We start from the raw sequence: 13,070 nt of genomic DNA on the forward strand, positions 1-13,070 counted from the left end.
CCGGAGACCTCAGGTCATGACGATCCGCTTTTCCCACATTCTCGCAGTCGCGATCACCGCCGGCGTCGCCGGCTGGATGTGGACCGGCACCTATATCGAAGGCGGGCGCGCCGATGCCGCCAACGCCACGCCGCCGCCGGCCGAGCGCAGCAGCGAGCAGGATGCGACGCCGTTTCGCGTCGCCGTGCGCGACATCGCCGCTGAAGAGCGCAGTTCGGTGATGGTGATCCGGGGTCGCACCGAAGCCGAAGCGGCCGTGGCTGTGCGCGCGGAAACCACCGGCCGCGTCGCGGAGCGCAAGGTTGGCGAAGGCCACCGGGTCGAGCGCGGCGACGTGTTGTGCGTTCTCGACAAGGGCGCGCGGCAGGCCAAGGTGCTGGAAGCCGAGGCACTGCTGGCCCAAGCGAAGCTCGACCATTCGGCCGCGACGCAATTGCAGACCAAGGGTTTTGCTGCCCAGACCCGGGTCGCGGCGCAGAAGGCGGCAATGGACGCCGCAGCCGCCAGGCTCGAGGAACAGCAGCTTGAACTGTCGCGCACCGTCATCACCGCCCCGATCGGCGGCGTGGTGGAAAGCCCGATGGTCGAGGTCGGCACGATCCTGGCCACCGGCCAGGTCTGCGCCACACTGATCGACGCGGACCCGATCCTTGCCATCGGCCAGGTGTCGGAACGCGACGTCGGCAAGCTGTCGATCGGCCAGGCGGCCGAGGTGGAACTTGTGACGGGGGAGACCGTCAAGGGCGCCATCCGCTACATCGCGCCGGCGTCCGACGATGCCACCCGCACCTTCCGGGTCGAGATCGAGATCGCCAATCCCGACGGCGCGGTTCGCGACGGCATCACCGCAACGGCGCGGGTGCCGCTCGCGTTGCAGAAGGCGCACCGGCTGAGCTCCGGCATTCTCACGCTGAACGACGCCGGCACGGTCGGCGTGCGGGCCGTCGCCGACGACGACACGGTCGTCTTCCATCCGGTCACGATCCTGGGCGGCGACACGGACGGCATCTGGGTGTCCGGACTTCCCGAGACGCTGTCGGTGATCACTGCCGGCCAGGACTATGTAACAGAGGGCCAGACCGTCGAACCGGTGCGGCAGATGGCGGAGGCGCCGAAATGATCGACATGCTTGAAAGCGTCCTGCGTCGCCCGCGCACCGTCATCACCCTCATGCTGGTGATGGTCACGGCCGGCATCCTCGCCTATATCGCCGTCCCGAAAGAAGCCGATCCGGACATCGACATCCCGGTGTTCTATGTCTCGGTCACCCAGCAGGGCATCTCGCCCGAAGACGCCGAGCGACTTCTGGCGCGGCCGATGGAAACCGCGTTGCGCGGTCTCGACGGCCTCAAGGAGATCACCACGATCTCCGCCGAAAGCCATCTCGGCGTCGTGCTCGAGTTCGACATTTCCTTCGACAAGGACAAGGCGCTCGCCGATGTCCGCGACAAGGTCGACCAGGCCAAGGCGAAGCTCCCCGAGGAGGCCGAGGAACCGACGATCAACGAGACGAATTTCGCGCTGCAACCGACCATCTATGTAGCGCTGTCGGGCGCGGTGCCCGAACGCACGCTCTATCAGCACGCCCGGCGCTTGAAGGACGAGATCGAGGCCGTCCCGACCGTGCTGGAGGCGGAGCTGTCCGGCCACCGCGAGGAAATGCTCGAGGTCGTGATCGATTCCATGAAGCTGGAATCCTACCGCGTCACCCAGCAGGACCTGCTGACCTCGCTGTCGCAGAACAACCAGTTGGTGCCCGCCGGCTTCCTCGACAACGGCCAGGGCCGCTTCAACGTCAAGGTGCCCGGTCTCGTCGAGAACGCCGAGGACGTCTATTCGCTGCCGGTCAAGCAGTCGGGAGAAGGCGTCGTCACGCTCGGCGACATCGGCGAGATCCGCCGCACCTTCAAGGATCCGACGAGCTTCACCCGCGTCAACGGCCAGCCCGCGATCACCATCAACGTGGTGAAGCGCAAGGGCACCAACATCATCGAGAACAACGCCGCCGTGCGCGACGTCGTCGACAGCGCGACCGGCGACTGGCCGGATGCGATCCGGGTCGACTACCTGCTCGACAAGTCGGAAAACATTTTCGACATCCTGGGCTCGCTGCAGTCCTCGATCATGACGGCGATCTTCCTGGTGATGATCCTGGTGATCTGGGCGCTCGGACCGAAATCGGCGCTTCTGGTCGGCATCTCGATCCCGACCTCCTTCATGATCGGCTTTTTGATCCTGTCCACCATCGGCATGACCGTGAACACCATGGTGATGTTCGGCCTGGTGCTGACCGTCGGCATGCTGGTCGACGGCGCCATCGTCATGGTGGAATACGCCGACCGAAAGATCGCGGAAGGCATGCCGGCGCAGGAGGCCTATATCCGCGCCTCGCGGCTGATGTTCTGGCCGATCGTCTCCTCCACCGCGACGACGCTCGCCGCCTTCCTGCCGATGCTGCTGTGGCCGGGCGTCGCGGGTGAATTCATGAGCTACCTGCCGATCATGGTGGTGATCGTGCTGTCCGCCTCGCTGCTCACCGCGCTCGTGTTCCTGCCGGTGACCGGCGTGGTGCTGTCGGGCGTGATTTCCTGGTCGGGCCGCCACGCCGCCGCCATTCTGGCCGGCATGGTCGGTCTTGCCGTTGCCTTCGCCGTCGCCATGGCCGGCGGAGTGTTGCCCTTCGCCCTGCCCCAGGCAGCGTTGATCCCGCTCGGCGTTGTTGCGGGCCTTGGCCTTGGCGCCCTCTCCTACCGTGTGTTCAAGCCGGTGGTGGAGCGCTCGCGCGCCAGGGCGCAGAAACTGGCGGACAGGGAACAGGCCGCGGCCCGGCAACTGTCGGCCGACGCGCATTTCGACCCCAAGAAAGTCGCGGGCGCGACCGGCGCCTATGTACGGTTCCTCAGCTTTGCCGCCGGCACCGCGCTCGGCAACGTGGTGACGCTCGCAGCCGTCGTGCTGATCGCCGGCGGGATCACGCTCTACTTCCAGCAGAACATGCAGGGCGTCGAGTTCTTCGTCGACGAAGAGCCGGAGGCCGCCGTGATCCTGGTTTCCGGTCGCGGCAACTTCTCGGTGCGCGAGGCGCTCGATCTCGTCGACGACGTCGAGGCGGTGGTCCTCACCGTTCCCGGCATCGACAACGTGGTGATGAACGCGACCGCCGGTGGCGGTGGAGGCGGCGGCGACGGGCTCGGCGGCGTCCAGGACAAGCCCGCAGACGTGATCGGCGAGTTGAACATCGAGCTTGCCGACTTCTGCTGCCGGCGCAAGGCGGAGGACATTTTCGCAGAGATCCGTACACGCACCGCGTCGCTTCCCGGCATCCGGGTCGAGGTTCGCAAGATCGAGGGCGGCCCGCCGACGGGCAAGGACGTCAACCTGCAGATCACCTCGACGAGCTACGACGATCTGGTGACGGCGATCGGCCGGGTGCGCGACCAGGTCGACACGATGGACGGCCTGCAGGACCGCGAGGACAGCCGGCCGCTTCCCGGCATCGAGTGGCAGATCACCATCGACCGCGAGCAGGCCGGCCGCTTCCAGGCGGGCATCGGCTCGGTCGGCGCGATGGTGCAGCTCGTCACCAACGGCGTGCTGATCGGCAACTACCGGCCGGACGATTCCGAGGACGAGGTCGACATCCGCGTCCGGCTGCCGGAATCCGAGCGCACGCTCGACCGCTTCGACAGCCTGCGACTGCAGACCGAGCTCGGACTGGTGCCGCTGTCGAACTTCATCGACCGCCAGCCGCAGCAGAAGGTGACCTCGATCACCCGCCGCGACGGGCTCTACGCGATGGACGTGAAGGCCAATGTCGCCCCGGACGCGACGATCACAACCGACGACGGCGTGACCCGCCCGGCGACCGCCGACGACAAGGTCGGCGAGCTTCAGGCCTGGCTCGACGGCCAGACCTTTGCCGACAACGTGTTCCTCAAGTTCCGCGGCGCGGACGAGGACCAGAAGGAGTCGGGCGAATTCCTGCAAAAGGCGATGATCGGCTCGCTGTTCCTGATGTTCATCATCCTGGTGACGCAGTTCAACAGCTTCTACCAGACGATCCTGACGCTCTCGACGGTGATCATGTCGGTCTTCGGCGTGCTGCTCGGCATGGCGCTGATGGGACAGAAGTTCTCCATCATCATGACCGGGACGGGCGTCGTCGCGCTGGCCGGCATCGTCGTCAACAACGCCATCGTTCTGATCGACACCTACAATCGTTTCAGAGAAGACGGCATCGAGCCGATAGAAGCGATCCTGAAGACCTCGGCGCAGCGCATCCGACCGGTGCTGCTGACCACGACCACGACCATCGCCGGCCTCATCCCGATGATGACGATGGTCAACTTCGACTTCTTCAACCGTGTCATCGAGGTCGGCTCGGTCACCGCCGTGTGGTGGGTGCAGCTGTCGACGGCGATCATCTTCGGCCTGGGGTTCTCCACGATCCTGACGCTGATCATGATCCCGACGATGCTGGCGATCCCGACGGTGTGGATGCGTCTCTTCACCCGGCGCGGCGCGAACGCGCAGGACGCCGGGCCGGTCGCCGCCGAGGCGGTTGCAACAGGAACGCCGCAGCCCGCGCCGACACCGGCGGACGCGGCCTTCGGAACACGGGTCGGCACGGCCCCCGCTCCGGCCAATGTCACGCCGATCGGCAAGACGGCAGCGGTGAAAGAAAACCCGCCGACGTCCGGCGACCGGAACGACCTGCCGCAGGCGGCCGAATAGCGACGCTCGACGCCATCACGAGAAAGCCGGCGGGATCGTTTCCCGCCGGCTTTTTTGTGTTTCCAGGTTTTTGCGGATCTCAAGCGATCAGACGCGCGGGCGCGGCAGACCGAAAAGCTTCGCGTGCTCGCCTGCACTCACCCCGGGCGGCACCAGATACAGCTCCGCCAGGAGCTCGCCCTGGTCCGGCCCGGTGTCCGTCAAAAAGGAACAGATACTCCACTGACCATGGATGCTGATGGCGTGCTGCCGGTTCAATCTCCGCTCACGCCGTGATGTAGCGCACGCCCTGTTCCGCCAGCAGACCGTCGAAGAAGGCAAGAAGCTCGGGATCGATCACCTGCGCGCGCGGATAGCGGGGGGCTGCGCGGTCTGCGAGCAAGGGCGCGTCCCAACCGTCCGTCGTGGCGATGAAGCCGCGCACGCCAGCCTCGCCCCAGGCGGCGTGAAACCCGGCCATCACGCAGTCGACATAGCTTTGCAGGATCGGGTGGTCGTCGTCGCCCGCATGGCGAATCGGGGTGTCGGCCTCGTAGAGGAACGCCCCCTCGGGGGCAGGCCTTCCCTGCGCATCGCAGCGAAACGCATCGGCAATTCCGTCCGTGACGCGCTGATACCGTTTCTCGCGCTCATCAAGCACGGCAAGCCGCGCCGCCGGTTCGCTCACCATGACGCCCTGAATGGCGCTTTGCGGCGCGCGCTTGACGGTCAACGTGCACACGCCCGGCCGCTGCGACGACGCGCCCTCGGTGCGCCACCAGGCGCGCCATTCGCGCCGCCAGCCGGACAGCGTTCCGGCAATCGCTGCCGCCTCGTCGCCGAGCGTGCGGGTGTTGACCAGCGATCCGTAGCCGAAATAGGTAATCTCCATTGATGATCTCACCCTTCTTCGTTCCGCTCACCCCTTTATACCTAAAGGATCCTGACAATCATGACCAGCGTTCTGCCCGAACCGAGCCCCTGGAGCGATGCGGACACGGCCGCTCTCAGGGCCGGGACCCCGGCCTGCGAAACGCGCATTCACTTCAACAACGCCGGCGCCGGACTGATGCCGACACGCGTGATCGACGCCGTGCAGAACCATCTCGACCTGGAGGCGACCATCGGCGGCTACGAGGCGGCGGAGCGAACGCAAGCGAATGTGGCGGATTTCTATCCTGCGATCGCGGCCCTCCTTGGCGCGCACCCGAATGAAATTGCCTATGTCGAGAACGCCACCCGGGCCTGGGACATGGCGTTTTACGCGATCCCGTTCCAGCCCGGTGACCGGGTGATCACGGGACGCGCGGAGTATGTGTCCAACTACGTCGCGCTGCTTCAGATGAAGGCGCGCGCCGGCATCGAGATCGACCTGATCGACGACGATGCCGGCGGGCAGATCGATCTCGACGCGCTGGAAGCGGCGATCACCCCGCGCACCCGATTGATCGCGCTGACCCATGTTCCGACCTTCGGCGGGCTGGTCAATCCGGCGGAAGCGGTCGGCGCGATCGCCCGCCGGCACGGCCTTCTCTATCTGCTCGACGCGTGCCAGTCGGCCGGCCAGATCGACCTCGATGTGTCGCGCATCGGCTGTCACATGCTGTCGGGCACAGGCCGAAAATACCTGCGCGGGCCGCGCGGCACGGGATTTCTTTATGTGTCGGACGCGGTCGCCGACACGCTGGAGCCGCCCTTCGTCGATCTGGAATCGAGCGACTGGCTCGACGCCGACCGCTACCGGCTGGTCGCAGGCGCCAGACGCTTCGAGAACTGGGAGCGTTATGTCGCCGGCCAGATCGGCCTTGCGAAAGCGGCGCGGCTTGCCTGCGAGATCGGTACCGCCCGGCTTGAGCACCGCATCGCGGAGCTTGGCGCAAGCTTGCGCGACGGCCTGTCGCGTCTGCCCGGCATCACGGTGCATGACAAAGGTTCGAAACGCTGCGGCATCGTCACCTTCCTGGTCGAGGATGAAACACCCGCCGCCACCAAGGCGCGGCTCGCAGAGGCGGGGATCAACGTGTCCGTGTCGGGTGCGGGGTCGGCGCGCATCGACCTGCCGGCGCGCGGGCTCGACGCGCTGGTGCGCGCCTCCGTCCATGCCTACAATACGGTATCCGAGATCGACACGATGCTCAGGCACCTGCGCGACGGCTGACGGGCGCGCGCCGTCCGCTAGTGGTCGGGCCGCGCCCGCCGCCGCAAGCGACCCGAAGCGGCCAGCCCGTCGGCGATATTGCGCCCGATCAGGAAGAGGTTGAGCGCACCGGCGACAAGCTCAACGGCCTGGACCGCGTAGAAGGCCGTGTCGAATTCGCCCGCGCGCGCCTTCATCGCCAGAAACACCGCGGACGGCACCAGGATCAGGATCCCGTTGGCCGCGATCAGCGGCATGCGCCGGCGTTTGGCGTCGAGCAGCGCGCCTTTGCGCCCCTTGCCGAGCGAGAACCCGCTCGCCCCCGTGATCGCGAGTGCGGGTACCAGCACGACCATCGCATAGAGGATCGCCTGCTTCACCGCCGCAATCGCCTGCGCCGATCCGAACAGCTCGGAGACGGCCGTCGATACCCAGAAGGTCGCGATCATCGCGAAGGCGAGCAGGCCGGCCGTGCGATGCGCGATCCTCGCAGGCGAAGAGGATTGTGCACGCCCGTCCTGGGGGGCCGATGCAGGCGTCGAGGCGGTGCGGGTCATGAACGGTCTCCTTCGCAACGCGCCGAAAGCCGGCGCAAGACGGTCAGACAGGCGGCAAGCGCCTCCGCGCCGAGGCCCTCGGCCAGCTCCTCCGCCCAGGCGATCTGGCGGCGGTCGGCTTCCGCATAGGCCGCCTCCCCCGCCGGGGTCAGCACCACGAGCCGCGCCCGCTTGTGATCGGGATTGTCCTCAAGCGCGACAAGTCCGGCGCCGACCAGATCGTTGACGACGCGCTGCACCGCCTGACGCGACAGTCCCATGCGCCGGGCGATCTGCGCCACCGACAGCGGCCGGCCTTCCAGCGCGACGGCGCCGAGCACCTGCCAGCGCGCGCTGGTCAGCCCGAGATCGCCAACCAGCGCGTCCCCCGCCGAAAGCAATGCCCCGTTGAGACGGAAGGTTTCCAGAATCACCTGCGTCACAAGCCCGCTTTCGGGCGAATGCGCGGGCATGGCGTCTCGGGCCTTTGCGCCGTCGTCCGCGCGCCCCTTGTCCACTGTGCTGCTCATGCAACAAGCTTACAATTTGACAATATGCTGTCAATAGGCAGATATCCGGATCGGCTGAAGACAGTCCGCCCCGGACCGGGAAAGACGACCCTCGCCACTTGAATCAAAACTTCACCTGAAAAAACAAACGCCTGGAGCAAGGTCCGGATTCAAATCCTTCAGACCCCGCGCCAGGCGCTCTCAGCATTCAAACCCGGCAGCCCGCCGTCGGATGGATTCAGGCCGTGACGCGCTCGGTCGGCTCGCGCATGGTGACAAGCTCTTCGGCGGCGGTGGGATGCACCGCCATGGTCGCATCGAAATCCGCCTTGGTTGCGCCCATGCGCATCGCAACGCCGAGCACCTGCGCCAGTTCGCCGGCATCGTGGCCGAGGATGTGAACGCCGAGCACCTTGTCGCTCGCCGGATCGACGAGAAGCTTCATCAGCATCTTCTCGTCGCGCCCGGACAGCGTGTGCTTCATCGGACGGAAATGCGCGCGGTAGACATCAACGGTGCCGTGCTTGGCCACGGCTTCCGCCTGCGTCATGCCGACGGTGCCGATTTCGGGCTGCGAGAACACCGCCGTGGGGATCATCGTGTGATCGGCAGACCATGTCTTGCCGCCGAATACGGTGTCGGCGAAGGCATGGCCCTCTCGGATCGCCACCGGCGTCAAATTGACCCGATCCGTGACGTCGCCCACCGCATAGACCGACGGCACATTGGTCCGCGACTGGTCGTCGACCGCGATGGCGCCCGATGCCGAGGTCACCACACCGGCGGCCTCCAGCCCGAGGCCGGCGGTGTTCGGACGACGCCCGATGGCGAACATGATGCGGTCGGCCTCGATGGCCTCGCCGAGCTTGGTATGGCCGACGAAATCATTGTCCCCGCGCTTCTCGATCGAGGTGAAGACATCGCCGCAAAGGACTCTGATGCCTTTCTTTTCCATCTCCTCGTGCAACACCTTGCGCAGATCGTCGTCGAAGCCGCGCAGGATCTCCTCGCCCCGGTAAATCAGAGTGGTATCCGCGCCCAGTCCGGCGAAGATGCCGGCGAATTCCACGGCGATATAGCCGCCGCCGGCGACCACAACCCGCTTGGGGAAGTCGGCAAGATGAAACGCCTCGTTGGAGGTGATGACATGTTCGCCGCCCGGCAGGTCCGCATCGACATTGGGCGTCGCGCCGGTGGCGATCAGGATCGTCTTGGCCCGCACCCGCCGGTCGACGGACATGATATGTACGGTATGCTCATCCTCAAGCACCGCGCGGCTGTCGAACATCTCGACGCCGGAGCGCTCCAGATTGCGCCGATAGACGTTTTCAAGACGCGCGATCTCGCGGTCCTTGGCATCGATCAGCCGCTCCCAGTTGAAGCTGCTTGCTCCCACGTCCCAGCCGAAACCTGCCGCGTCCTCGAACTCCTCGGAGAATTTGGAGGCCTGGACGAACAGCTTCTTGGGCACGCAGCCCCGGATCACGCAGGTACCTCCATAGCGGAACTCTTCCGCGATCCCGACCCTTGCCCCGTGGCCGGCGGCAATCCGCGCCGCGCGCACGCCACCCGACCCGCCGCCGATAACAAACAGGTCAAACTCGAACTCGTTCATGCCATGCCTCGCTGTGTGCCTGCCGAAGCGCGGGGGCAACACGCAGGCGTGCCGGCAGCTCCCGCGCCCTTGCGCTGTGGGGGAAAGCCGGGACGTTATTCCGTCTTCGGCTCAGCCGCCTGGCGCTTGTTCAGCTCCTCGCGCACCAGCGTGACCATCTCGGTGGAAATGGCATCGCCCCACTGTTTCGCGGCACCGATCGACAGGGCGCGCAGCTCCGGCTCTACCTTGGAGTACTTCTGACCGAGCGGCGACTTGTAGAACTCGGCGAGCTGGTTCAGCTCCTCGATGGTGAAACGGCGCGCCCACACCTCGTAGACCACCCGGTTCAGCTCGGGGCGGCGTTCGGCGAGCTTCAGCGCGACCTCGTTGACCACCAGGTCGATCTCGGTGGTGTTTGCCGGATTGCTCTGGATGAAGAGCGTGCGGGTGCGATCCGCCATCAGCGGCAACACATTGTCGAACGCACGGATCGCATTGGCAGCGAGAACCGTCTCCCGCGCGGCAGCGATATGCTCGTCGGAGATATTTTCCTGCGCGCTCGCCGGAACGGCAACGGCCGCCAGCAGGAACAGCGCGGAGGCTGCGGACGTCAAATGGTGACGAAGGGTCGAAAACATGAGGAACTCCATGACAAGAGGCGGTCGCACCTAGCGAAACGCGCCGCGGTCCATCTAAGGTTCAAGGCACCGGAACGAGGCGGGTCACGCCTCCCGCACCGGCAAGATAGGCGGCATCGGCGATGCCGATGAACAATCCATGATCGACGACACCTGGAATATCGAGGAGCGCGCGCGACAGCGCGCCAGCATCCCCGATCTGCCCCAGTTCGATGTCGAGAATATGGTGTTGGCCGTCGGTCACGAACGGCGTATCGCCCCCGCGCAGCGTGATCCGGGCCTCATGGCCAAACCCGGCGATCGCGGCCTCGACGGCATTGCACGTGGCGCGCAGGCCGAAGGGCACGACCTCGACGGGCAGCGGAAACGCGCCAAGGGTCGCGACCTGCTTGCCTTCATCGGCGATCACGATCATGCGCGCCGAGGCCCGCGCCACGATCTTCTCGCGCAGCAGGGCACCACCGCCACCCTTGATCAGGGTCAGCCGTGCGTCGAGTTCATCGGCGCCGTCGACGGTCAGATCCAGTTTCGGGCAGGCGTCAAGCGTCGCAAGCCGCACACCCAGGCTCTCGCAAAGCGATGCGGTGCGCTCGGAGGTGGGAACGCCGACAACATCAAGACCGTCCGCGACCCTTGCGGCCAGTGCGCGCACGAAGTGTTCAGCGGTCGATCCGGTGCCGATCCCCAGGCGCATGCCGTTGCGGACTTCTTCCAGTGCCGCCTCTGCAGCAAGTCGCTTAAAGTCGTCGCTCATTCATTCCCGCTCATGATGCCGCCCCTGACGGCGAGAAGCCGGTCGAGGGCCGGAGCCGTTCGATATCCCGCCCGCGCGCACCGATCGAGTGCGATGCAAGCCGGCGTTCGCGGGTGTAGCATGGCGCGCCGGCAAGGCAAAGGGACTGCGCGCTCCAACCGGCGCGATCCCATGTTCGGATGCAAGCCAGGCAAACACACCTGATGCAAATAGACGGTCCCAAATCGGCAAAAAGCGACGCTGCGTTAACCATCAGTTCAATACGAACATCTACAGTCTCTACTGATTTTTTCGCTGGCCAGACCAGCATCGTTCGTTACCGGGAGACTCGTCATGCGTCTTTTTTCTGTTTCACAACGCAAGGACGTCGTGAAGAAAAACATTTCGGAGATCGCGCCGGAGCCGGACATTACGGTCGGCGCCGACACCACATCCACATCGCTTGCCGGCGATCACCAGACATCGCTCACGCTCGACCTGATGGAGACGGATCTTCAGGCGGCGGCAGCAAAAATCGGCAACGGAGCAAAGGCGCTCGGGCTGAGGGTCGGGGAACAGCTCATCGTTCTCTCCGACATTCGCGGCCAGTCGGAAGCGCTTCGCGAAGAATCGCAGCAGGCCGATACGACCGCGCGCGAGCTCTCGACGGCGATTGCCCATCTGGCGGACGCAAGCGGCGAGATCGACGCACAGGTGCGCGCCTCCTCCCAACTGGCAGAAGAAGCCCGTGACGTCGCGGACACCGCCAACGCCGGCATCGAGGACTTGAAGACGGCCATCGAGGACATTGCCAGTGTCGTGCGTCTGATTTCCGATGTCGCCAAGCAGACCAACCTGCTTGCGCTCAATGCAACCATCGAGGCCGCCCGCGCCGGAGAGGCCGGCAAGGGGTTCGCGGTCGTGGCCAACGAGGTGAAGTCGCTTTCGGTGGAGACGCAAACGGCGACCGACGAGATCGTCGCCAACATCGGCCGTTTGCAGCACTCCGCCGAAGGCAGCATCCTGGCGGTCAACCGGATCATCGGTGTGATCGGCGAAATCCTCCCCAGCTTCGCGAAAGTGGCGGACCAGGTGGGCGATCAGCTCGAGACATCGCGGTCGGTTGGGGAAACCGCGCGCCAGACCGCCGACTTCGTGCGCGCCGTCAGCGAGAAGGTCGACACGATCGCGTCGGCGACCGATGCCGCCGAACAGGCCGGAGAGGCCGCCCGCGCGGCCTCCGAAGGCATGATGGCGCTCGGCGCCGGGCTCGGCCAGCGCTTCACGATGATGATCCGTCAGACCGCGATCGGCGACCGACGCACCCAGGATCGCCTGCCCGCAGAGCGGGACGGAACCCTGTCCGCCGCCGGCACGCGCATCCGCGTCAAGACCCGCGACGTCTCCGAGGGCGGCGTGCTGCTGGTGCCGCAAGACGGCGACACCTGGCCCCGCCTCGGCCCCGCCGCGGCGGACATCGACGAGCTCGGCACGGTCGACCTGGCTGTCGTCGCGGCATCGGAGAACGGCCTGCATTGCGTGTTCCTGGAGCCGTCGGCCGCGTTTCGAACCAATGTCGCGGCCCTGCTCGCCACTGTGCGCAAGCAGCTCGATCCACTCATTGTCCGCGCCTGCGACGGCGCCGAACGCGTCGAGGCGGCCATGCGCGAGGCGCTGACGGACGGACGCCTGACCAAGGAAGATCTCTTCGACACGGACTATCGCCCAATTCCCGGAACCGATCCGGAGCAGGTGGAAAACAACGCGCTTGCGGTTCTGGAGACCATCCTGCCGCCGATCCAGGAAGAGATCCTCGCCGCATCGAAAGGGATGGCCTTTTGCGCCGCCGTCGACCGCAACGGCTATCTGCCGGTGCACAACCTGATCTACTCGAAGCCCCAAAGCGCGGACGACCCGGCATGGAACGCGGCCAACTGCCGCAACAAGCGGATCTTCGACGACCGCGCCGGCCTGAGTGCCGCGCGAAACACACGGCCCTTCCTCGTCCAGACCTATCCCCGCAACATGGGCAACGGCACCATTGTCTGGATGCGCGAGGTCGACGCGCCGGTCGTGCTCGACGGCCACCACTGGGGCGGCTTTCGCACCGCCTACAAACTTTAGGGAATCCGCGTCGCGATGGAGAGAGTTTCGGCATGGAGGCTTTTGCGTCTATAAGGACGCCGCCCCTGCAGCCGGAGCCGCCC

The 13,070-nt window shown here is 65.9% G+C and carries 10 protein-coding genes; 4 read left to right on the forward strand and 6 right to left on the reverse strand.

What is annotated here, in order from left to right:
• Positions 1-16 precede the first annotated feature (16 nt).
• A complete protein-coding gene (locus BLU32_RS09475; RefSeq protein ID WP_093806458.1) occupies positions 17-1,120 on the forward strand; it encodes an efflux RND transporter periplasmic adaptor subunit in 1,104 nt (367 codons plus the stop codon).
• Positions 1,117-4,734, forward strand: a complete 3,618-nt coding sequence (locus BLU32_RS22315) for an efflux RND transporter permease subunit (RefSeq protein ID WP_093806460.1) — start codon at positions 1,117-1,119, stop codon at positions 4,732-4,734. The genes BLU32_RS09475 and BLU32_RS22315 overlap by 4 nt, the downstream gene beginning before the upstream one ends.
• Positions 4,735-4,999: 265 nt before the next feature.
• Here BLU32_RS22315 and BLU32_RS09485 read toward each other — a convergent pair whose 3' ends face one another.
• Positions 5,000-5,605 carry a hypothetical protein gene (locus BLU32_RS09485; RefSeq protein WP_093806462.1) on the reverse strand — a complete coding sequence of 202 codons (606 nt, stop codon included), beginning with the start codon at positions 5,603-5,605 and terminating at the stop codon, positions 5,000-5,002.
• Positions 5,606-5,665: 60 nt separating this feature from the next.
• Between BLU32_RS09485 and BLU32_RS09490 the strand changes: the two genes are divergently transcribed.
• Positions 5,666-6,871, forward strand: a complete 1,206-nt coding sequence (locus BLU32_RS09490) for an aminotransferase class V-fold PLP-dependent enzyme (protein ID WP_093806464.1) — start codon at positions 5,666-5,668, stop codon at positions 6,869-6,871.
• A 17-nt stretch (positions 6,872-6,888) separates the two neighbouring features.
• On the opposite strand, the gene BLU32_RS09495 is transcribed toward BLU32_RS09490, so the two are convergent.
• From BLU32_RS09495 to rpiA, 5 genes are all read right to left on the reverse strand, one after another.
• Complete coding sequence (locus BLU32_RS09495; RefSeq protein ID WP_371326961.1) at positions 6,889-7,407, reverse strand: hypothetical protein; 519 nt, start codon at positions 7,405-7,407, stop codon at positions 6,889-6,891.
• The gene (locus tag BLU32_RS09500; RefSeq protein WP_371326962.1) at positions 7,404-7,916 is read right to left on the reverse strand and encodes a MarR family winged helix-turn-helix transcriptional regulator; all 513 of its coding nucleotides are present in this window, start codon (positions 7,914-7,916) and stop codon (positions 7,404-7,406) included. The genes BLU32_RS09495 and BLU32_RS09500 overlap by 4 nt, the downstream gene beginning before the upstream one ends.
• Before the next feature lie 217 nt (positions 7,917-8,133).
• Positions 8,134-9,510, reverse strand: coding sequence for a glutathione-disulfide reductase (gor, locus tag BLU32_RS09505; protein ID WP_093806466.1), 1,377 nt, complete (start codon positions 9,508-9,510; stop codon positions 8,134-8,136).
• Positions 9,511-9,605: 95 nt separating this feature from the next.
• On the reverse strand, positions 9,606-10,130 hold the full coding sequence (locus BLU32_RS09510; RefSeq protein ID WP_208977007.1) for a DUF2059 domain-containing protein: 525 nt from the start codon (positions 10,128-10,130) through the stop codon (positions 9,606-9,608).
• Positions 10,131-10,191: 61 nt separating this feature from the next.
• A complete protein-coding gene (gene rpiA / locus BLU32_RS09515; RefSeq protein WP_093806468.1) occupies positions 10,192-10,884 on the reverse strand; it encodes a ribose-5-phosphate isomerase RpiA in 693 nt (230 codons plus the stop codon).
• A gap of 333 nt (positions 10,885-11,217) precedes the next feature.
• Between rpiA and BLU32_RS09520 the strand changes: the two genes are divergently transcribed.
• The gene (locus tag BLU32_RS09520) at positions 11,218-12,987 is read left to right on the forward strand and encodes a methyl-accepting chemotaxis protein (RefSeq protein WP_093806470.1); all 1,770 of its coding nucleotides are present in this window, start codon (positions 11,218-11,220) and stop codon (positions 12,985-12,987) included.
• Positions 12,988-13,070 lie beyond the last annotated feature (83 nt).

The organism is Stappia sp. ES.058 (genome assembly GCF_900105595.1).
Lineage (GTDB): Bacteria > Pseudomonadota > Alphaproteobacteria > Rhizobiales > Stappiaceae > Stappia.

Excerpts from the sequence above, each read along its gene's own strand:
- gor (WP_093806466.1), bottom strand. The coding sequence starts at position 9,510 with ATGAACGAGTTCGAGTTTGACCTGTTTGTTATCGGCGGCGGGTCGGGT.
- BLU32_RS09485 (WP_093806462.1), bottom strand. The coding sequence starts at position 5,605 with ATGGAGATTACCTATTTCGGCTACGGATCGCTGGTCAACACCCGCACG.
- rpiA (WP_093806468.1), bottom strand. The coding sequence starts at position 10,884 with ATGAGCGACGACTTTAAGCGACTTGCTGCAGAGGCGGCACTGGAAGAA.
- BLU32_RS09490 (WP_093806464.1), top strand. The coding sequence starts at position 5,666 with ATGACCAGCGTTCTGCCCGAACCGAGCCCCTGGAGCGATGCGGACACG.
- BLU32_RS09495 (WP_371326961.1), bottom strand. The coding sequence starts at position 7,407 with ATGACCCGCACCGCCTCGACGCCTGCATCGGCCCCCCAGGACGGGCGT.
- BLU32_RS22315 (WP_093806460.1), top strand. The coding sequence starts at position 1,117 with ATGATCGACATGCTTGAAAGCGTCCTGCGTCGCCCGCGCACCGTCATC.
- BLU32_RS09500 (WP_371326962.1), bottom strand. The coding sequence starts at position 7,916 with ATGAGCAGCACAGTGGACAAGGGGCGCGCGGACGACGGCGCAAAGGCC.
- BLU32_RS09520 (WP_093806470.1), top strand. The coding sequence starts at position 11,218 with ATGCGTCTTTTTTCTGTTTCACAACGCAAGGACGTCGTGAAGAAAAAC.
- BLU32_RS09510 (WP_208977007.1), bottom strand. The coding sequence starts at position 10,130 with ATGTTTTCGACCCTTCGTCACCATTTGACGTCCGCAGCCTCCGCGCTG.
- BLU32_RS09475 (WP_093806458.1), top strand. The coding sequence starts at position 17 with ATGACGATCCGCTTTTCCCACATTCTCGCAGTCGCGATCACCGCCGGC.